Origin of the sequence: Paenibacillus sp. FSL E2-0151, assembly GCF_037993015.1 — a bacterium.
Lineage (GTDB): Bacteria > Bacillota > Bacilli > Paenibacillales > Paenibacillaceae > Paenibacillus > Paenibacillus amylolyticus.
Map to the genome: position 1 here is coordinate 6,777,274 of NZ_CP150308.1, position 20,102 is coordinate 6,797,375.

Sequence of the window (20,102 nt, forward strand, 5' to 3'; positions counted from 1 at the left end):
GCGAAGGTTAGTGTGGAGCCGGCTCATCACTCTGCCCCTACGACAACCGCACGTAAAATGTAGCACCCTCTCCGACTACACTTCGAGCGTATAGCTCTCCTTTGTGCTGATCCACAATGGAACGAGCAATCGCCAGACCCAGACCATGCCCACCATGCTTGCGGGCTCTTGAAGAATCCGTACGATAGAATCGATCGAAGATCCGATCCAGATGTTCGGGTGCAATGCCTTCACCTGTATTGGACACGGCCAGCATGACATCATTATTCTGTTTCTGGAGCGTGACGTTTACGGCGCCTTTTGGACCGGAATACTTCACAGCATTATCGAGTAGGATCAGAATGACCTGTTTGATCTGCTCACTGTTCCCATGAACCGTAAGATTCGGCTCAATGTTGTAATCGAGGGAGATGTTTTTCTCAAAAATAACGGCCTCCATCGGCAAAATAATACTCTCCACCGCATCGCTCATATTGAACTTCGCATGAATCATCGTGGAGCGTGAGTCATCCATCTGTGTCAGATAGAGCAGATCATTCGTAAGTCCCGTCATGCGCTCGGTTTCCGACTTGATATAGTGCAGCCACTTCGCTTGGTTTGCTATAGTATCCTCCTGATTGGCAAGCAGTACGTCGGCATTGGTATTGATGATCGCCAGCGGCGTCTTCAACTCATGCGAAGCATCACCGATGAATTGTTTTTGCTTCTCAAACGCTTCTCTGACTGGTGCAATGGAACGATTGGCAAAATAACGGCTCAGGAAGTAGATCACAATCAACATGACCAGTCCAACAATAGCAAAGGTATAGATCAGATTCGTCAGAATGCCTTGTTGTGCCGTCACATCAATAAATACGATCATGTGCCCGGCACCACTCGGATCAACCACATAGGCCCAGTCCGTTCCATCCAGCGCAAATTGCCCCGTCTGCCGTTCCGAATCACCAACCTTATTCTGGTCAACCTTTTGCAGCGCCTCGGTATAGAACGTATCTTCCATATCAAATCGGGAATGTGTATCCGTAATCTTCCACTGATCATCCGTCTTAATCATGAACGAAACGGAACGTGCCGGAGGTGAGTTGGGATCCCCTCCCGGTCCTCCATTATCACCACCCATGGTATCAGAAGGAAACGAATCTGAACCGGAACTTGAACTTGAACCTGAGCCTGTATTACCACCTGTACCGGAACCCTGCCCTTCCCCGCGCGGCATCTTGGATGAATTATAAGGACTGTGATAGAAATCAGACACCTTGTACAACTCCATATTGGTCTCACGTTGCACATTCTGATAAGTAATCGTATAGATCGTCGCAAATGCCACCAGCATCATAATGGAGATGGACACCAGATTCACGATCAAGAATCGATTTCGAAGTTTCTTGAACATCAGGACGTCACCTCAAGCACATACCCCACACCCCGAATCGTGTTAATGCGGACGGCAGAGTTCAGGAAGGTTAATTTTTTGCGTAAAAAAGAGATATATACTTCCACATTGTTATACTCCACTTCCGAATCAAAGCCCCATAACTTCTCAATAATCTGCTCTTTGGAGGTAATCGCCTGTTTGCGGGCAATCAACAGCTCCAGCAGTTCATTCTCCTTCAGATTCAGCTTGATCTCCTTCCCCTGAACGCTCAGCTTCAACTGAGTTGTATTCAGCTCAATATCACCGAATTTCAGTCCATCCTCGGGAACCACTTCGCCCTTCCGTCGTAAGGCTGCACGAATCCGGGCCAGCAATTCCTCTGTGGCAAAAGGCTTGGCGATATAATCATCGGCACCATAATCGAGGCCTGTGACTTTGTCCGATAGTTCACCTTTCGCAGTAAGCAGAATGACAGGCGTATGATTGCCTTCACTGCGAAGTTTCTTCAGGACGGTGATCCCGTCCATCTCCGGCATCATGATGTCGAGTAGTAACAGGTCGTAGATGCCGCTCTGCGCATAATCGAGTCCTGATCTGCCGTCGTGGACCATATCCACGGAGTAATTGTTTTTTTTCAAAATCTGCGATACAGCCTCTGCCAAATGAACCTCATCTTCCGCAATTAATATTCTCATCATCTATTCATTCCTCTGCTTGAATTATTTCTCTCAATGGACTTGTTTTATATGTTCTTATTCTATCAATCAAACCTTGAATCAATCTTAATTCATTTTGTGTATGCGCACTATTATAGGAAGGTAAAAAAATGTTAACGCAATGTAAAACCATTTAAGATTCATTCAAGGTTGGGGCTCTAAGATACAGACATGGAAGCAATACACGATGCAACAAAACATACAACCCACCAACGAAAGGACTGAGTCCCACATGGCTATTGAAGTATTCAACCGATATGAGAGCAAGTATCTTCTGACGGATGAACAGTACGCACATTTCTACAATGACCTGCTGAAATACATGGAGCTGGATGCCTACAACAAGAAACATGAGTACTACTCCATCAGTAACCTGTACTTCGACACTCCGCAAGATTCGCTGATCCGCGCCAGTCTCTCCAAACCAAAATACAAGGAGAAGCTGAGACTGCGGGCTTATGGAATCCCTGAAGAGAACGCCAAAGTGTATCTGGAGATCAAAAAGAAAGTATTTGGCCTGGTGAACAAGCGCAGAACAGCTTTGAAGCTGGATGAAGCATATGAATTCGTCCGTTCGGGACAGGCGCCAGAGCTCGCGGATTACATGAACAAACAAGTTGTCGAAGAGATCAAATATTTCCTTCGGGTATACGATCTGGAACCGAAAGTGTATCTGGCGTATGAACGCAAAGCACTCTTCGACAAGAACAGCCGCGATCTCCGCATTACCTTTGACACCAACATTCGCAGCCGCAGATACGATCTGAAGCTGGAACAGGGAGATTACGGTGAACCGCTGGTGAAGGACGGTCGTTGGCTGATGGAAGTGAAAGCCGAGAAAACCGTTCCGCTATGGCTATCGCAACTGCTTTGTGAGCATGGTCTCTACCGCACCGGATTCTCCAAATACGGCAACGAGTTCAGACACCTGGCGAGAACAACCAACCTGAATTACCAGACGGAGCGCATTCTTGTACCAGGTACCGATTTCAACCCATCCATAGAACAAGATAAAACGATTATAGAAAGAGAGCGTGTCCTATATGCTTGATTCACTGTTCAGTTCAGCCCTAACCGATACCAACCTGACGTTTAACAACGCAGTCATAACCATTGGTCTTGCCATTATTCTGGGATTAATCATCAGCCTCACGTACATGAAGACTAACCAAAGCACATACTCCCAGAGCTTCACCTTAACGATGGTTGTTCTGCCCGTTATTGTCGCCATTATCATCCTGCTCATCGGCAGCAACATCGCTCGAGCATTCAGCTTGGCAGGTGCCTTCTCGATCATCCGATTCCGAAGTGCCCCTGGTGATCCAAAAGACATTGCTTACGTATTGTTCACGATGGCTTCCGGTCTTGCCTGCGGTGTAGGCGCTTTTGGATACGCGGTGCTGTTCACCATTATCCTGTGTGTACTCATGTTTGTTCTGAGTCGCTTCAACTTTGGTGGCAAGAAAAGTCAGCTGAAAACGCTGAAAGTCACCATTCCCGAAAACTTGAGTTATGAAGAAGCTCTTAATGAAGTGTTCCATACATTCAACGTACCTTTTGATCTGAAAAAAATCAGAACGACCGAACTCGGTAGTCTGTATGAGCTGGTCTACAGTGTAACCATTCACGAAAGTGTTAGCCAAAAGGAATTTCTCGATGCGATCCGCACACGGAACGGCAACCTGGATATCTCATTAACCATGAGTCCAACAACGGAATATTAATTTATAATTCGAAGGGAACGATCTAATATGAAGAAAAACATGATAACAGGTAGCAAACTTTGGTCCATCGCCATGATTACCAGCCTACTCGCCGCATGCAGTTCACCAGCAACCACAAGCACAACGGCCAATGCCGCAACGTCAACGACAGGAACAACCAAAACGGTATCTGTCAGCGAGCAAACTTCAGTAAAATATGCAGATCTGGTCTCTCTGGATGCTGACGATACCAACATTAGCTGGAGTGAGGCGGATTCCACAGCGATTAAGTTGAACGGAACAACTGCAACGGTGACCGGTTCGGGCGCTAAAGCCGCGAATGGTTCGGTAACCATCTCGGAAGCAGGCACTTATGTACTTAGCGGTGAGCTAACGGATGGACAGATCGTGGTTAACGTTGCCGATAAGGGTACTGTGCATCTCGTATTAAACGGAGCAAACATTCATGATAACGACAGTGCCGCGATCTACATTCAGAAGGCTGGTAAAGCGGTGATTACACTCGAAAAAGGAACCAAGAATACCGTTTCCGATGGTAAAACGTATGTGTACGCCGACGCTACGACAGATGAGCCTGATGCTGCAATCTTCAGCAAAGCAGATCTTACATTCAATGGTGCAGGTCAATTGACCGTCACAGGTAACTATAATGAAGGTATTACGAGCAAGGATGATCTGAAAATCATTAGTGGTAACATCAGTGTCAAAGCAGCCGATGACGGCATCAAAGGTAAAGATATGGTCGCTATCCAAGCGGGTACGATTACCATTGAAGCCGAAGGCGACGGTATTAAATCAACCAATGACACAGATACCACCAAAGGTTACGTTGCTATCGCAGGAGGTACTTTCGATATCCAAAGTGGCAATGATGGCATTCAAGCTGAAACCGCACTTGTTACGGATGGCGGCACATACAACATTGTAACGGGCGGCGGTAGCGCCAATGCACCAGCCAAAGTAGAAGAAGGTCCATTTGGCGGCGGTGGATGGGGTGGCGGCACACCTCCAACGGATATGGGCACACCACCGGATGGCGAACCTCCTGCAGATATGCCGGAGATGCCTACTAACAGCGGTACGAATACCGGAACTAACACGAACGGCGCAGCAGCATCCAACTCTGCCAACACAACAACAACGGATAACAATGCCGATGCGGACACAGCTACAACAGCAACAGAGTCCACAAGTGCCAAAGCACTGAAAGCAGGTACAGACCTTACGGTTAATGGTGGTACTTATACCATTGATTCCATGGATGATTCCCTCCACAGCAACAATAACGTGACAGTTAACGACGGAACATTCAACATTGAATCCGGTGATGATGGCATTCATGCCGATCAGGCCCTTACGATTAACGGCGGAACCATCACGATTGCGAAGAGCTATGAAGGACTTGAAGGTGCAATCATCACCCTGAACGATGGGGATGTGGATGTAACGGCATCCGATGATGGCGTCAATGCTGCAGGTGGCGAGACGGAAACAGCTGCGAATCCAGCGGCAAGTACAGATAGCGCGACTACAGCAACCGATGCAACAACGACATCGAACATCTCTGTAACCGAAACGACAGGCACAACATCGACTACCGATCAGGCATCCCAAGGTACAGCTGTTAATCAGCAAGGACGTGGACCGGGCGGTATGGGTGGTGCAGCAGCAAGCAATAACGAGTTCCACATTAACGGCGGTTCCCTCACCGTGAACGCAGGTGGTGACGGGCTGGATTCCAATGGTTCCATTAATATGACTGGCGGAACGGTTATTGTGAACGGACCGACGGATAGCGGCAACGGAGCATTGGATTATGACGGTACATTTGAAATCAGTGGTGGATACTTGGTAGCTGCTGGCAGCTCGGGTATGGCACAAGGAACATCCGATGCGTCTACGCAAAATACCATTGTGATGACATTCCCTGCAACGCAAAAAGCTGGAACACTTGTACATGTACAAGATAGCGAAGGCAACAACATTCTGACGTTTGCACCAGCAAAAGATTATCAAACCGTGGTTGTCAGCTCCCCGGATCTTGCGAAAGATGGTTCATACGTGATCTACTCCGGTGGTACGTCTACAGGTAAAGCGGTGGATGGACTCTATACAGACGGTACCTATAGTGGTGGAACTCAAGTGGTTGCCTTCCAATCGACCAGTAATGTGACTTGGGTGAATGAATCTGGTGTAACCACTGCCAATACAGGTATGGGCGGTCCTGGTGGCGGCGGACAAGGCGGATTTGGAGGCGGCAGAAACAGATCCCAATCCGGTACAACCACGGACACAACAGGCACCACCGATTCTGCAAAGTAATACGTGCGGTAAGCAATAATCAAGCAATCTCTTGCCCTAACTCAAAGCCGAGACAAAAAGGCCCCGAATCACTTCATAGTGAGTTCGGGGCCTTTTTCGTATCCTCGTTCTTACGTGGTATCTGCATTACTATGATATGGAGCACACTCTTTCATCCATTCACGTTATGGCAGAAGGTTTGCAGCACTCCAGCCGAGCAAACCTGGTGATCACTTTCCTGTTCTTTTCTTTAAAAGGAATACACATACACCTTGGTACGCAGGGCATCCCGGCATGTTATGGTGCGTAGCGGTTCTTTTCCTGGCAGGGCAAAACAGACGCTAATCACCTTGGCACCCGGCGGAAGCTCTCGACTGAACTTGTCCAGAAGCTTAATCATGGCACCCGGGAACAGATAACAGATCACACAATCCGCATGTTCATAGGAACTGGTGTAGATATCCCCGCGCATGAAGCGCAGCCTGCCCTTGAGAGAGTGCTTTTTTCCCTTGGCTCGACGTAAGCGAACACTGAAATAGGCAATCAGTTGGGAAGACCATAAGGGAATGATCGAATTCTCAATCCCGGTCAGCCTTTTGCCAGGGCAGTGTCTTATAACATCCAGTCCCAATGTGCCCCATCCAGAGCCCGCTTCGAGCACATCCCCGTACCCTGGAATACGGTTCACTTCCTGAATGACCACCTGTCTGACACGACTGGATGTGGGCATCGGGGAAATCCCGTTTTTCCAACTCACGAGTACGATCGATATGACACCGATCAATGTCACCACGGCAATCAGCCATGGAATCAGGTAAATGATGAACATGAACTCATCCCTTTGTTATCACTCATTCATTCCGGCACATGAGACTTCATATATACACCCTTTTTATAAACGGACTTGATGGTAAAGTGTACACCCAGCTTGCGATTCGTCCGATAGATTAGCGAGTTAATCTCGTCGATCCCTACCGCTTCACTCTCCAGCATGCTCCGCTCCGGCCATACCTGAGCCACAATCTGTTCCCTTGTCACAAAGTGGTCCAGTTGACTATACAGCAACTTGAACAGCTGGTACTCCTTCTTGGACAGTGGAATCTCCACTTCACCGATCTGTACGGTTTGCAGGTGATCCTGTAACCGTACACCCTCACCGAACAGATCCGACACACGATATTCCCTTGTCTCTCCAAGATCCCCTTCAACGCGAAGCTGGATCAAGCCGTTGACCAACGTCAGGCTGTCTCCTTCGCCAAACGGATATTTCTCATAGGGAACGAGGCGCTGCCCGTTCAGTTCGGTTCCATTTTTGCTATCCAGATCCTCGATCCATAACTGTTGCTGTACATCATAATGAATGCGGCAATGCCGCTTCGATATCATCTGATTATAAACAGACAAGTCCAATTCACTACCGCCTGTGTAACGTCCCACCGTAATGGAGCGACCTTGGCTTACATAAGCGAATGAGCCGTCACTTTCCTGTCCTGGCGTACGAATGACGATTTTTGCCGTCTCCCGCATGTTATTCTCCCACCTTCAATGATCACTCAATCGATCTCTATAAACATTTCATAACAATAATGATAAATTCATCAGATTTGTTCCATTGTTTGCACCGCTATAGTTCAATATAGTGGGTATACAGGAACGATTTTTGTTCGGTTCTACTTACTCTACTATACCAGACGTTGTGCTTTTTTTCTCATGGCGGCCGGATGTCTACTTAAGCTCATTCAACAAGAGAGGTACCTTCCTATGAACAAAAAAAATATTTTCATATACGTGTTGCTCGCCTTTGCCCTGTCCATGACATTAACCGTGCTCTCCCGTATGAATGATGATGGCGGAGAATCACTGAAAGGCACATCAGCTGCCGAAACCTCATGGTTACAAATGAAGATCCAGCCCTAGTCTACTCTATTATAACGTGATCTCTGCGCAAAACGTTTCACGAATGTCATATTAGGCTAAGCCATAGACTAACATCAATAAGGCCCCAGATTGCTGTTTACAGCAGCCCGGAGCCTCATTTTAATCCAAAAAATCTATATTACACGACTTATTTCCCAAAGCGAAGTGAAGTGGACAGCGGACATTCCCGCCATCTCACCCACACTCACGTCATTGACGCTTCTTTCTCGCGCCGAATTTCCTCCAGCCATGCATCACAAGAGCTACAGGGCCAGCAAGCCATAACAGTTGCCAAAGCATAACTTTCAGGTCGAATCCCATCTTAAGAATCCCTCCCCATATGATCCCAAAGGTCACTACAGTCGTTCAAAACCCAAATCAATCTTGGTCTTCCTCCGGTACAGTCGGCTCGTCGTCAGGCTTCGCTGTCACTCTGGACTGTACTTCCTCCATCCGGCTGGACACCTTCTGATACAGGTAAGAGATCCCCAGCAATAGTACGCCGAAGCTGAAATAGGCAAAGATTTTGCTACCCGAGGTAAGCATCCCCACATCATAGAACACCATCTTCCCCGTAGCGAACAACGTTAGGCCAAGGCCGAGGCGCCGAATCATGACATATTTTCTACGGAATCCATAGGCAATATAGAGAATCGCCAGCAGCAGATAGATCAGGCTGAACATCAGCCCCACATCGCCCCATTGGAACTGAATCGTCAGGAATACGGTGATGACACCGAGCAGATACACCCCTGCGATAACCGGATACCATTCAATGCTCTTGAACTGCCCGCGGATGCCTGCAATCAGCAGATCCCTTCCTGCAAAGAATACCCCTACGTTAAAGATAATTAACACCAGCAAACCAACAATCTCTGCCGCTGTATGCTGTTGAACTTCCGGCTGAAGCGCTGGCATGGTTAAGGTTACGGCCAGTGCAATACAGCAGCCAATAGCATGCAAGAAAGTGGTATACACCTGCACGTATCGATCACGCAGCAACATGACCTTGTTCAGTCCATAGGCTAACGCAATGGTGAGCGCTGCGAACATGAGCAACTTGTAGAACATGTATAACAGGAACGTCCCATCGACAGCTCTGGTATACAATTCATTCGACTCATACAGCACGTATAACCACAGATTCGCAAGTGTCACATACTTGAATCCGTTCAGGAAACCCAGCTCCAGCGGGCTGTAATTGAATCTCTCTCTGGAAGATGAGTTGCTGTGAACAGCCCAGGCATAATACAGTGTAATAAGCAAGGTTCCCAGCGTGATACTGGAGTATTTTAACATGAAGTAAGAACGTTCCCCGATGAAGAATAGCGCCAGCAGATCATAGTACACAAAAGTGATTAGACATAGAAGAACAATGCCCCATCCGGCACGTTCCACCGACTTGAGCCGTTTCAGATGTCCAAGCGTAACCAACAAAACTCCTTCGATCAACCAGCCCATCGATAACCACTTGGCCCCGAATTGGAACGGAATAATCAGAATGGCAAAGGTCAGGGAAGTGACATAGAAGAGTAATATCGTCTGTTTCTCCTGAGCCATATGGCGCTGGACGAATCGTGCGAGGCCCAGATACACCACGCAGAAGATCAACGCCAGCAAGCCCTGAGCATCATTCCAACCCGCCACATCAAATAACACATATAACATCAGACAACTAATGCTCGTATTCATGGCGAGTAGAGCGAAATCCCACCAGGTTAACTTCATTCGGTGTTTGAATGGATATGCCAGCGTAATGCCCAGATATAATGCAAACGTCACAATGGAATACAACATGCCAATTTTCTCACTTGGCGACAGCCATAAGAGGATGAGCATGGATGGTGTGTTAAACAGGAAACTGATATAGTGCACCACCGGCCACCGTTTGCCAAACGAAATGAACACAATAATGCCGTTTAAGAGCAGCAGATAGATCATGGCTACATAGACAGCCGGACCTTCAAGTCCGAACGAGAACATGTAGGAGAATAGCGGAAGATATCCGCCTACCAAACCTAGTGAACAGATGGTCTTCGACTGGTATCTCAAGGACAACAATACGGAGATTGCCGATACCAATACAGACAGGGCAAGTCCCGTATATAACCCAATAATATGCAGTAAAAAGTAACTATAGAAGACGGAGCCGAACAACACGGATATCCCACCGCCGAGCAGCCCCATCGCAAACGTCTGCCTTTTGCGGCGGAACAGCCACTCTCCTCCAGCGAGCATCAGTGCACCGAGCAGGAAAAATGCTCCGCTCTTCATCTCGTCATTGAACCAGGTCGAGTACGAGTATTGAAACGCTGCTCCAACCCCCAGAATGAGGAGCAAGATGGCTACTTTGTTGATCCAGCTGAGTCCAATTTTCATCTCCATGCGATTCTGCTTGATCCGGCGTTGAATAGTCTCTTCGCTCAACCCTTCCTCCGCCATATGCTCATATCCACGTTCCATGTGCCCACGCAGAGCCTCTTCTCTATCCCGAACGGCTCGTCTGTGCGATTCAATACGCTCATTCACCTCTGCCGCAAGGTAAGCAATCCTCTCCTTCACCTCATCGGAATCCTCTTGCAACTCCTGTGCTGCCTGGTTGTACAGCGCGTTTAGATTGGATTTGGTTCGATGTTCATGGAATGCAATTCGATCATTATGTACTGCTGTTTTCCCTTGAAAATAGGTCTCCATCTTCTCTCGCGATACCCGGATCAGATTCAGCTTCTCATCCAGCATCTGTTCGGATAACGCCATGCGAAGACGTGCATTCTCTTCTTCCATCTTGCGCGAGCGAATTTCGAGCTGTTGCAGCTTGAGTTTGTGAGCTTCATACTGTTCCTGTAACTGTTCATTCTGAACGATCAGGTCATCGGACTGGTACTCCTGGAGCAAGGCGTGATACTCCTTCGCCAGCTGTTTCTGTTGCTCCTGAACCTGTTGAAGCCGATCCTTAAACTCCTTCATGAGCTTCCTCCGTTGGTTGATGTTTAATTTTTTCCCTATATTTTACTATATGTATGCCATAAAAAGAGGTTTAAACATTAGATATATCTGTGCAATATTTCATCCGCAGGATCTCAAACGCAAAAAAGCCGGGAAGCAACTGCTTCGCCGGACTTATATTCATATGAGCATTTGCACAAGAATGGATGCTTATGCCGCATCACTCGTCTCTGATTGGTCCGCTGACTCGGGCTCAATTATCTCGGTCGCATCCGGGTCCAGCCAACTGGCGATCATGCCACGCACATACTGCAGATCGTCCTCCGACAGATCGTAGTACCATGTGCCACTGCGCGTTGCACCCTCACCCTTCAGCATGTAATTGCTGATCGTTGGTATGCTATCTTTCATATATAAGGACTCGGCAAATTTCACGATAAAGTCCGAGGTCATGTTGGTTGTAAAATTCGATCCGGCAATCTGGATTACGTCCGGGATCTTGGTCAGATTTTTGACTTCCAGCGCACGATTCATGAAGGCACTTAGGAAAATCCGGTGACGCATCGTCCGATTGAAATCGGAGTCCTCCCGGTAACGCACATAACCAAGCGCTTCTTCGCCGCTATAGATCGGTTTATTGGCTTCAACAAACAGCTTCTCATGAATTTTGAGTTTGTTCTCAATATTCTTTTTGATTGGCAGTTCAACGCCACCCACCGCATCAACAATATCCTTGAGCCCGTTAAAATTAATCGCGGCATAGAAATCCACTTTGTTCCCCAGCAAATTCTCCACCGTATCCATCGCCATCTTGGCTTCACCATGGGCATACGCTGAGTTGATCTTTGACTTCACATCCCGGCCGACAATCTCGGTATAGGAATCACGTGGAATGGACAGCAGCAGCACTTTATTGTCTTCTGGACGCACAACGGAATAGATGATGGTATCCGAACGGCTTGGTTCGTTATCGCGTTGGTCAATCCCTAGCAGCAAGAGCGAGAACGGGTCCGTATGTTCCACAACAGGGGCATCCTTATCACCAGCTGGTACAAAGGAGTCATCCAAGGCTTCCTTCACCGTAGCTGAAGCGAACAAATTAAAGGCAAACACGACGAGTTGCTTTTGATAGATAAATCCGAGTCCTCCCAACACAAGCAGCACACTTAGGGTGATGATCAATGGCTTCTTCCATTTCTTCTTCGGTTTCTTCGGCTTCCGTCTTGTTAAATGTGCGGCACTGTTTTCCATCATATCTCCTTTAATAACGGGTTCTTAGATTCATTTAACTATATTAATAACACGTTTTCAATAGATTACGTTATAATCTGCTATACAAATGCATGTTCAAAAAGTCTGATTTTCAGTACCGAGAAGATGGAATGAAGCTAGAAATGGAGTAGCGGAGCGTAGGGAAAACTACGTGAGCAACTAAAATGTTTCCGAAGGAAACATACTTCGTAAGCATATGCTTATTCGGCTGAATTTCATATTCGATGCTGATGATGCCACCAGGCATCATTCGTAATCAAAAGTGGACTTTTTGAACTACCTCTATAAGATGTACATAAAGGGAGCGATGAATGATGGAGTATCGACGTTTGGGCAATAGTGGTTTGCGTGTGTCGGCACTGGGGCTCGGCACCAATGCGTTTGGCAAACGCGCGAATGAAGCAGCTTCTACCCGCATTATTCATGCAGCGATGGATCAGGGCATCAACTTTATCGATACCGCCAATATCTACGCAGGCACGGAATCGGAACGCATTATTGGACAGGCTCTCACAGGTCGACGGGATAACGCGGTGCTTGCTACCAAGGCCGGATTACCCCGGCATGATGGTCCTCATGGGCGGGGTTCCTCCCGCTACCATCTGCAACAAGAGCTGGAACATAGCCTGCGGCGCCTGCAAACGGATTATGTCGATCTGTACCAGATCCATACTTTTGATCCGCATACACCGCTGGATGAGACACTGCGCACACTGGATGATATGGTTACTTCCGGCAAAGTCCGCTACATCGGAGCCTCCAACTACGCAGCTTGGGAGCTGATGAAAGCTCTGGGCATCAGTGAACAGAAAGGTTATGTGCGCTACATCTCCACCCAAACCAGCTACTCCCTGGCAGACCGTACACCCGAGCTTGAACTGGTACCGATGTGTCTCGATCAGGGTGTAGGCATTATCCCGTATTTCCCGCTGGCAGGTGGTATTCTGACCGGTAAATATAACGGACAGACCCGTGTGCCTTCTGGTTCCAGAGCAGACACCGATCCGTCCTTCAACCGTTTCCTGCTGGAGCATAATATCCAACTGAGTGAACAAGTGAGTGCTAAAGCTGCCTCATATGGATGCTCCCCGAGTGTGCTGTCACTCGCATGGCTACTGACACGTCCAGCTGTATGCACAGTGATTGTGGGCGCTACACGCACCGAACAGCTGGAACATAATCTGGCTAGTCTGGACATGTCACTGCCTGATGAGCTGTTGGCCGATCTGGACCAGATTAGTGACTCTTTCCGTCGCCGCGAGCCGTTTGCGTCCTATCGAATCGATTGAGCAACCCAAATAGACCTCCCGACAAGATGAAGTCAGGAGGTCTATTTGTATTTTTACAGAGGTGTTACAATTATTAATAATCAGAAAATTTTCCAGTTCCACTACATTCTGTAGTTTAATACATTAAAAAAAGATACATTACGGATCAACTCTCTGTTTTTTGGCGAAGAAACTCCTGCATGATCTCCAAATACTCTCCCTTACGTTCATCCAAAGTTTCGAAAAATGCCTTGTCCGATTCCTCGACCAGATGGATTCCCTCCACAGCCAATCGGGTTCCTTCTTCCGTTGTTGTGATAATATTGGCACGCGTATCTGTCTGATGACGAGCGCGGGTAATTAATCCCCTTTTTTCAAGCGCACGTAGAACCTGAGAAGTCACGTTAACATCCACCTTGGCAAACTGAGCAATTTGAACCTGAGTCACTCCCTTGCCTTCCTCATCGTGTTCATTGAGCCATAAACAGGCGTGCAATAATACAAATTGAGGTTGTGTCAGTTCGAGGGGCTCCAGCACCCTGCGTACTTCCTTTTGCCACATGGCTGTAACCTGCCATAACAGATATCCCGGACTTTCTTGTGCGTTTTTATACCGTGAGCTTGTCATCTCATACCTCCATGATGTGCGACCTTATGCAACAGAATATATACCCGTCAGTCAATGAAGTAAATCCATTATTCATATAACGATGATGGAAACATATCCGTTGCAACTCTGTGTGTTCTTTCTCAAAAAAATAATTAGCGCGCAGGGATAAACTGCTTCACCCATTGTCCGAATCCTTGCGGATTGCGGCTCTGTATAAGAATGGTTCCTTCTCCCCGGAACCGACATACCAGTCCTTCTCCACTTGTTACACTGGATAACCAGCCCTGTGAAGCTTTCTCAATACGGTATTCTACATAATGAGGCCATGCCACCAAATGGGCGTTATCCACGATCATTTCTTCACCTGCTGCCAGATTAATCGCATGGATGGCACCATAGGAAGACAGAAATACAGTTCCACGTCCGCTGATCTCAATAATGAAGAAACCTTCTCCCGAAAAGAGACCTTTTTTCAGGTTTTGCATTTTGGTATTCACCTGAATGCCCTCGGTTCCTGCCAGAAATCCGTCTTTCTGCACATAAAGTGAATAGGAACCGTCCAATTCAACAGCTTCTACATCGCCCATGCTTGAAGGTGAGAGCAGAATCTCTGCCGATCCGCCCGTAGCCGTCAGTTCCTGAAAGAAAAACTTCTCCCCGCTCAGCATCCGACCGAACCCGGCAAACATCCCACCTTCTGCTGAACCCTTCAGTTCAACCGTAGGAGTCATAGATACCATCGCACCACTCTCGGCCTTGAACCGCTCTCCCCGCTGCAAATGTACCTTGAGCATCGCAAAAGCACCATCATATAAAATCTCATAGTTCACGGTTGCACCAGCTCCCTATTGTCAGAGTTAAAATCATTGAGTCCATTATCTTCCAGAACTGCTGATTTGTCTCCGTATTCCTTCACAATATGTTGATCTCCCCAATTACAGAGCGCATTGAGAATCGGTTCAAGACTTCTCCCGTAATCACTCAATTCGTATTCTACTTTAGGAGGGACCTGATTATATACGATGCGGTTTACGATTCCGTCGTTTTCAAGCTCTCTCAGCTGCTGTGTTAACATTTTCTGTGTAATTGCGGGCATAATACGCTTGAGATCACTGGTTCGTCTTTTCCCATGTGTCAGATGACAGAGAATGACGCATTTCCACTTGCCACCGATCACTTCTAAGGTCGCTTCAACCGAGATGTTATATTTTTTTCTAACCATAACTTGCTTCCTCCCTGATGAATTGAATTACATCCGTCGCATGCTGTATAGGCACCAAAAAGTACGTAGGGTACTAAAAAGTACGTACTATTCAATCTATACCGAATAACTCATAATAGCATTTGCCGGTACGTAAATCTACATTCTGGGGAGTGGAGCAAGAAATGTTACAAGATTCAAAACGCAGCACGTGGGCGCTGCTGGCGCTGGCTATCAGTGCGTTCGCTATCGGTACCACAGAGTTTATCAGCGTTGGTCTACTGCCCCTCATTGCAGAAGACCTGGGCATTTCCGTAACTACTGCGGGACTGACCGTTACTTTATATGCATTAGGCGTTACCTTTGGGGCTCCTGTTCTGACCTCACTGACGTCTACCATATCACGCAAAACGCTATTGCTTGCCATCATGATTGTCTTCATTGCGGGTAACACGATGGCTGCACTATCTACGGGCATCACCATGTTACTCATTGCACGAGTAGTATCCGCTCTGGCACACGGGGTGTTCATGTCCATTGGCTCCACGATTGCAGCCGATCTGGTGCCTGCCAACCGTAGGGCGAGTGCTATTGCCATCATGTTCTCCGGTCTTACCATTGCCACAGTAACCGGTGTACCTCTCGGTACACTCATCGGCCAACATTGGGGCTGGCGCGCTGCCTTTATCCTGATTGTTGGGGTTGGCATCATTGCAATGATCGGGAACCTGATACTCGTGCCATCCACGTTGAAGCGAGGAACACGGACGGCATTTCGGGATCAGCTGAAGCTCGTTACAGGTGGACGCTTGCTGCTTGCTTTTGCCATCACGGCTGTTGGGTACGGAGGAACATTTGTTGTCTTTACGTATCTGTCCCCGTTGTTGCATGATATTAGCGGTTATTCCGAGAAAACAGTAGCGTTCATTCTGTTGTTGTACGGAATAGTCATCGCTATTGGCAACATCATCGGTGGCAGAGCAGCCAATCGCAACCCGCTCAAGGCGCTCTTCTACATGTTCATCATTCAGACCATCATTCTCGGCGTGATGTACTTCACCGTCCCGTTTAAGTTGGCAGCACTGCTCACCATTATGGGTATGGGCCTGCTCGCCTTCATGAATGTGCCTGGTCTTCAGATGTACGTTGTAACCTTGGCTGAACGATATGCACCACAGGCCAAGGATGTAGCCTCAGCCTTTAACATCGCCGCATTTAATGCAGGGATCGCTATAGGTGCCTATTTGGGTGGAGTGATCAATGATTCCATCGGTTTGATTCACACGACATGGGTCGGAGCCTTGATGGTTCTCGTAGCTGTAATCCTGACCGCATGGGCTAAAATGCTGGAAAGCAAAGATCAACATGCATCAGTCGAAATGGAGAAAGCTTCGTGCTAATTTCCATCCGACCATAGGTCTCACTCTTATATATATATCAGTTCCAGCCTTCGAGGGGAACCGGTTTCATATGGTATTTTATTATACTATAATACGTTGAACCCAATTTGATCTACTATGATTTAATTTTGTATGATAAAACAACAAAAATTCAGCTTAATATGACTGATTTTTACACACTTTAAGGAGGAAATCTCATGACAACAGCTCAAACCGCACAACATTTACAATCCACAGTAACTCTGCATAATGGTGTTTCTATGCCTTGGTTCGGACTTGGGGTATTTAAGGTAGAAGAAGGATCTGAACTGATTGAAGCCGTGAAAAATGCGATTAAACATGGATACCGCAGCATTGATACTGCTGCAATATACGGCAATGAAGCCGGTGTTGGTCAAGCGATTGCAGAAGCTTTGCAAGAAAACAACCTGAAACGCGAAGAACTGTTTGTTACATCTAAAGTATGGAATGCAGACCTCGGATATGAAGAGACACTTGCGGCTTTTGATACAACCTTGAACAAACTGGGACTGGAATACCTGGACCTGTATCTGATTCACTGGCCTAAGGCAGGCAAATACAAAGCAGCCTGGAAAGCAATCGAGGAACTGTACGCGGCTGGTCGCATTAAAGCTATTGGTGTAAGCAACTTCCAGATTCATCATCTCGAAGACCTGATGCAGGATGCCAAAGTGAAACCGATGGTCAATCAGGTGGAATACCACCCTCGCCTGACTCAGGTTGAGCTTAAGGCTTTCTGTGAGAAGCATGGTATCCAGCTTGAAGCTTGGTCTCCTCTAATGCAAGGTCAACTGTTGGACAACCCAGTGCTTACGGCGATTGCTTCAGACAAAGGCAAATCGGTTGCACAAGTCATCCTGCGTTGGGATCTGCAAAATGGAGTCATTACTATTCCGAAGTCCACCAAGGAAAACCGGATTATCGAGAATTCCTCCATCTTCGACTTTGAACTTTCAAATGAAGAGATGGATCTGATCAGTGCTCTGAACGAAGATGTACGCGTTGGACCTGATCCGGACAACTTCGATTTCTAAATTGAATCGACTTGCTGTTATTCTGTGCTGATTTGCAGGTAAAATAAAACAGTGAAAAGCCTCCAGACTTCTCGTTACGTACGAGAGTTGGAGGTTTTTCACTGTTTTTTGTTTCTCAACAGATGACATTGTCACTTCTAAAATTCTGAAACCTCAATCTCTATAATCAATCAGCTTAACTTTCAATTTGATCCGCAACAAATTCATTCTCGCATTGTCAAATTTATAAGTGACATTGAATTCACACACATATGTGGTGGTAGACCGGCCAACAGATCCCCTGAGGTTCAATTTTTTCCAAAAAAAATAAATGTATACACCACCAAACCCAAGGCTATCTTGCTCGTGATAATCCGGAACTGGATCAAATTCATAATTGAAGTTGTATTCTTTTCCTTGCACTTTAACCGAAAGATGTTTTTGTTTGACTGCTAGTGTATTTAAAAGAGTAAAATAGCATCTACTTTTTCGTTTAGTTTAAAATTTTCAAAATTATTCCTTTTTTTCTAGTAGATCGCAACCTTTTGTTGAAGTATGACGTTAAGTATATGTGGAAGAATTTTCCAAACCACTCAGAAAACAAAAGCAAGAATAAAAAAACTATGAGGTGATAATGAATGAAGGTTAATTACGTAAAAAATGGTATTATCACATTAGCTCTCGCTGTACCACTTATGTTCAGTTTTAACCTTACAACAAGCGCAGAACTTACTAACTCCGGTAGTCCAGACGCAGGAATTAGCGTAAAGTCTCCAGATAACCTGAATGATACCTGGAAGACACCAATCAATGAAGGAATTATTGCTTGGAACGGTACTCCTACTCCAGTTACAATTGGATACTTGAGTTCATCAACCAACACAATTACAGCGGCTTCTTATCCAGATACCTGGTATGGCCTAAATTCACAGTGGTTTTCCCCAAAGTATAGATACACAATTCAATTAAACTCAAGAACAATTGTCAGAGACGCCACTAATTTCTCCAATTTTGTTAAAGGAGCGACCGTTCATGAATTTGGGCATTCCTTCTTCTTGAAAGATAACCCGAATACAACTAAGGCGTCTATTATGAAATATAGCAATGATTTTAACACAGTCACTACCCCTAGGCAGTATGATATTGACGATGTAAATACTGCTTACTAATTTAAAAGGATTGGGAGGAAGATAGCATGAAGAATTTTACATCTGTAGCTTCAGCATTTTGTATCACTGCAATGTTACTCGCCGGATGTGGAACAGCAGAGCCATCAAAAGAAGGATCCGCTGCAACAGAAACAGCAAAAAAAGAAGTGGTGCTGATGGATGCCTCTTTTCCAACTTACAACAACATTGATGAGTTGGCTAACCAGGCGGATTTAATTATTGAAGGAAAGATTTTAAAATCATCTTTTAAACTTATAAATATCGCAGAAGAACCTGCTGATCCTAATGATGAAAAATTAAACCCAGGTGGGGATATATCAGACAGCCCCGCTATTCCATATACGATCTATGATGTTGAAGTACAAAAAAACTATAAAGGGGAAGCAGCCGAAAAAGAAATCATTCAAGTCAAACAAGTAGGGGGAGAGGATCAAGAACATACATTTAAGGTAGAAGATTCTGAAGAACTCAAAACGAATGAAAACTACGTTATGTTCCTAGCGACGTTTGAAAATTCACCGGCATCACTGTTAAATCCAGTTCAAGGTTCATACACGGTAGAAGATGATGGTACGATTAAAGGGAATGAAAAAAACCAAATCAAAATTGAAATGAACAATTTGTTGAAGTTAGAACAACAGTAAATACTCGAAAGAAGGCACTGACTGGATTAATTTCAGCGCCTTCTTTTTATCCCTCTACTAGCCATTATTTTTCGAAAAACAATAATGGCGTATCGCGCTTGAACAACATTATAATCATCATGATCGGCAATAATGCGAACTTCCGGATTTTGCTCTTAATGAGTTTGGACGTACTGGTATACCTCCGCTACCGTTTCTAATGGATCTGGCGGAAGATACTTTCGCCACGCTTTAAAAATCTGTACGCCTTAAACATCAAATTTCCCCAATTTAACAAAACCATGATGTGAAAGATACACTTCTATAAATCTAACTTCCATTTTGGAATCATTATTATATGAATCGTTCTTGAATCCCCTCTCTAGAAATAGATCGGTAGTATAATCATTGCTCATTATGAAAATGCCATCTTCGGCACTACTTTTAAGCAGTTCCACATTCAAATTCTCCCACAAAAATTTTTACGATTAATACAACTAGTGTTACCTGAGCGCCAATGTAAGACGTTATAACCTGTAACGCCTA

Annotated in this window: 18 protein-coding genes; 9 read left to right on the plus strand and 9 right to left on the minus strand. The window is 46.1% G+C overall.

From position 1 onward, the window contains the following. Positions 1 to 37: 37 nt before the first annotated feature. Positions 38 to 1,393 carry a HAMP domain-containing sensor histidine kinase gene (locus tag MHI55_RS30015; protein WP_340388016.1) on the minus strand — a complete coding sequence of 452 codons (1,356 nt, stop codon included), beginning with the start codon at positions 1,391 to 1,393 and terminating at the stop codon, positions 38 to 40. After that, positions 1,393 to 2,070, minus strand: a complete 678-nt coding sequence (locus tag MHI55_RS30020; RefSeq protein ID WP_036612327.1) for a response regulator transcription factor — start codon at positions 2,068 to 2,070, stop codon at positions 1,393 to 1,395. The genes MHI55_RS30015 and MHI55_RS30020 overlap by 1 nt, the downstream gene beginning before the upstream one ends. 253 nt (positions 2,071 to 2,323) lie before the next feature. On the opposite strand from MHI55_RS30020, the gene MHI55_RS30025 reads away from it, so the two are divergent. Genes MHI55_RS30025 through MHI55_RS30035 form a run of 3 tightly spaced genes read left to right on the plus strand, consistent with a single transcriptional unit; the run spans position 2,324 to position 6,137 of the window. Continuing rightward, positions 2,324 to 3,142, plus strand: coding sequence for a polyphosphate polymerase domain-containing protein (locus MHI55_RS30025; protein WP_047841086.1), 819 nt, complete (start codon positions 2,324 to 2,326; stop codon positions 3,140 to 3,142). Further along, the gene (locus MHI55_RS30030) at positions 3,135 to 3,815 is read left to right on the plus strand and encodes a DUF4956 domain-containing protein (protein WP_100528189.1); all 681 of its coding nucleotides are present in this window, start codon (positions 3,135 to 3,137) and stop codon (positions 3,813 to 3,815) included. The genes MHI55_RS30025 and MHI55_RS30030 overlap by 8 nt, the downstream gene beginning before the upstream one ends. 27 nt (positions 3,816 to 3,842) lie before the next feature. Further along, the gene (locus MHI55_RS30035) at positions 3,843 to 6,137 is read left to right on the plus strand and encodes a carbohydrate-binding domain-containing protein (RefSeq protein WP_340388018.1); all 2,295 of its coding nucleotides are present in this window, start codon (positions 3,843 to 3,845) and stop codon (positions 6,135 to 6,137) included. Positions 6,138 to 6,366: 229 nt separating this feature from the next. Here the strand turns inward: MHI55_RS30035 and MHI55_RS30040 are convergent, their stop codons facing one another. Further along, positions 6,367 to 6,945, minus strand: coding sequence for a class I SAM-dependent methyltransferase (locus tag MHI55_RS30040; RefSeq protein ID WP_340388020.1), 579 nt, complete (start codon positions 6,943 to 6,945; stop codon positions 6,367 to 6,369). Between the two features lie 26 nt (positions 6,946 to 6,971). Continuing rightward, positions 6,972 to 7,643: an FHA domain-containing protein gene (locus tag MHI55_RS30045; RefSeq protein ID WP_315370846.1), complete on the minus strand. Its 672-nt coding sequence runs from the start codon at positions 7,641 to 7,643 to the stop codon at positions 6,972 to 6,974. 234 nt (positions 7,644 to 7,877) lie between these two features. On the opposite strand from MHI55_RS30045, the gene MHI55_RS30050 reads away from it, so the two are divergent. Continuing rightward, positions 7,878 to 8,033, plus strand: coding sequence for a hypothetical protein (locus tag MHI55_RS30050; RefSeq protein ID WP_017691624.1), 156 nt, complete (start codon positions 7,878 to 7,880; stop codon positions 8,031 to 8,033). A 378-nt stretch (positions 8,034 to 8,411) separates the two neighbouring features. On the opposite strand, the gene MHI55_RS30055 is transcribed toward MHI55_RS30050, so the two are convergent. Beyond that, positions 8,412 to 11,000 (minus strand): DUF2339 domain-containing protein, encoded by a 2,589-nt coding sequence (locus MHI55_RS30055; RefSeq protein ID WP_340388022.1) that lies wholly within the window; start codon positions 10,998 to 11,000, stop codon positions 8,412 to 8,414. 189 nt (positions 11,001 to 11,189) lie between these two features. Then, entirely contained in the window at positions 11,190 to 12,233 is a 1,044-nt protein-coding gene (locus MHI55_RS30060) for an LCP family protein (RefSeq protein WP_308737350.1), read from the minus strand. 332 nt (positions 12,234 to 12,565) lie between these two features. On the opposite strand from MHI55_RS30060, the gene MHI55_RS30065 reads away from it, so the two are divergent. Continuing rightward, positions 12,566 to 13,540 carry an aldo/keto reductase gene (locus MHI55_RS30065; RefSeq protein ID WP_340390659.1) on the plus strand — a complete coding sequence of 325 codons (975 nt, stop codon included), beginning with the start codon at positions 12,566 to 12,568 and terminating at the stop codon, positions 13,538 to 13,540. Positions 13,541 to 13,685: 145 nt separating this feature from the next. Here MHI55_RS30065 and MHI55_RS30070 read toward each other — a convergent pair whose 3' ends face one another. The 3 genes from MHI55_RS30070 to MHI55_RS30080 form a co-directional block, all read right to left on the minus strand. Then, a complete protein-coding gene (locus MHI55_RS30070) occupies positions 13,686 to 14,147 on the minus strand; it encodes a MarR family transcriptional regulator (protein ID WP_036612197.1) in 462 nt (153 codons plus the stop codon). Positions 14,148 to 14,281: 134 nt separating this feature from the next. Then, complete coding sequence (locus tag MHI55_RS30075; RefSeq protein ID WP_340388024.1) at positions 14,282 to 14,959, minus strand: TIGR00266 family protein; 678 nt, start codon at positions 14,957 to 14,959, stop codon at positions 14,282 to 14,284. After that, entirely contained in the window at positions 14,956 to 15,351 is a 396-nt protein-coding gene (locus MHI55_RS30080) for a winged helix-turn-helix transcriptional regulator (protein WP_017691613.1), read from the minus strand. Before MHI55_RS30080 ends, MHI55_RS30075 begins: the two co-directional genes overlap by 4 nt. A gap of 164 nt (positions 15,352 to 15,515) precedes the next feature. Between MHI55_RS30080 and MHI55_RS30085 the strand changes: the two genes are divergently transcribed. The 4 genes from MHI55_RS30085 to MHI55_RS30100 all read left to right on the plus strand — a co-directional run bounded on the left by MHI55_RS30085 (position 15,516) and on the right by MHI55_RS30100 (position 19,577). Further along, positions 15,516 to 16,730, plus strand: coding sequence for an MFS transporter (locus tag MHI55_RS30085; RefSeq protein ID WP_340388026.1), 1,215 nt, complete (start codon positions 15,516 to 15,518; stop codon positions 16,728 to 16,730). Between the two features lie 197 nt (positions 16,731 to 16,927). Continuing rightward, positions 16,928 to 17,785 (plus strand): aldo/keto reductase, encoded by an 858-nt coding sequence (locus MHI55_RS30090; RefSeq protein ID WP_076251938.1) that lies wholly within the window; start codon positions 16,928 to 16,930, stop codon positions 17,783 to 17,785. Positions 17,786 to 18,402: 617 nt separating this feature from the next. Beyond that, positions 18,403 to 18,933, plus strand: coding sequence for a hypothetical protein (locus MHI55_RS30095; protein ID WP_051447254.1), 531 nt, complete (start codon positions 18,403 to 18,405; stop codon positions 18,931 to 18,933). Between the two features lie 26 nt (positions 18,934 to 18,959). Next, positions 18,960 to 19,577 (plus strand): hypothetical protein, encoded by a 618-nt coding sequence (locus MHI55_RS30100; protein ID WP_036612205.1) that lies wholly within the window; start codon positions 18,960 to 18,962, stop codon positions 19,575 to 19,577. Positions 19,578 to 20,102: the final 525 nt, after the last annotated feature.

Bases quoted from the DNA above. Each gene is read 5' to 3' on its own strand.
- MHI55_RS30015 (WP_340388016.1), bottom strand. From the start codon at position 1,393: ATGTTCAAGAAACTTCGAAATCGATTCTTGATCGTGAATCTGGTGTCC.
- MHI55_RS30020 (WP_036612327.1), bottom strand. From the start codon at position 2,070: ATGAGAATATTAATTGCGGAAGATGAGGTTCATTTGGCAGAGGCTGTA.
- MHI55_RS30025 (WP_047841086.1), top strand. From the start codon at position 2,324: ATGGCTATTGAAGTATTCAACCGATATGAGAGCAAGTATCTTCTGACG.
- MHI55_RS30030 (WP_100528189.1), top strand. From the start codon at position 3,135: ATGCTTGATTCACTGTTCAGTTCAGCCCTAACCGATACCAACCTGACG.
- MHI55_RS30035 (WP_340388018.1), top strand. From the start codon at position 3,843: ATGAAGAAAAACATGATAACAGGTAGCAAACTTTGGTCCATCGCCATG.
- MHI55_RS30040 (WP_340388020.1), bottom strand. From the start codon at position 6,945: ATGTTCATCATTTACCTGATTCCATGGCTGATTGCCGTGGTGACATTG.
- MHI55_RS30045 (WP_315370846.1), bottom strand. From the start codon at position 7,643: ATGCGGGAGACGGCAAAAATCGTCATTCGTACGCCAGGACAGGAAAGT.
- MHI55_RS30050 (WP_017691624.1), top strand. From the start codon at position 7,878: ATGAACAAAAAAAATATTTTCATATACGTGTTGCTCGCCTTTGCCCTG.
- MHI55_RS30055 (WP_340388022.1), bottom strand. From the start codon at position 11,000: ATGAAGGAGTTTAAGGATCGGCTTCAACAGGTTCAGGAGCAACAGAAA.
- MHI55_RS30060 (WP_308737350.1), bottom strand. From the start codon at position 12,233: ATGATGGAAAACAGTGCCGCACATTTAACAAGACGGAAGCCGAAGAAA.
- MHI55_RS30065 (WP_340390659.1), top strand. From the start codon at position 12,566: ATGGAGTATCGACGTTTGGGCAATAGTGGTTTGCGTGTGTCGGCACTG.
- MHI55_RS30070 (WP_036612197.1), bottom strand. From the start codon at position 14,147: ATGACAAGCTCACGGTATAAAAACGCACAAGAAAGTCCGGGATATCTG.
- MHI55_RS30080 (WP_017691613.1), bottom strand. From the start codon at position 15,351: ATGGTTAGAAAAAAATATAACATCTCGGTTGAAGCGACCTTAGAAGTG.
- MHI55_RS30085 (WP_340388026.1), top strand. From the start codon at position 15,516: ATGTTACAAGATTCAAAACGCAGCACGTGGGCGCTGCTGGCGCTGGCT.
- MHI55_RS30090 (WP_076251938.1), top strand. From the start codon at position 16,928: ATGACAACAGCTCAAACCGCACAACATTTACAATCCACAGTAACTCTG.
- MHI55_RS30095 (WP_051447254.1), top strand. From the start codon at position 18,403: ATGAAGGTTAATTACGTAAAAAATGGTATTATCACATTAGCTCTCGCT.
- MHI55_RS30100 (WP_036612205.1), top strand. From the start codon at position 18,960: ATGAAGAATTTTACATCTGTAGCTTCAGCATTTTGTATCACTGCAATG.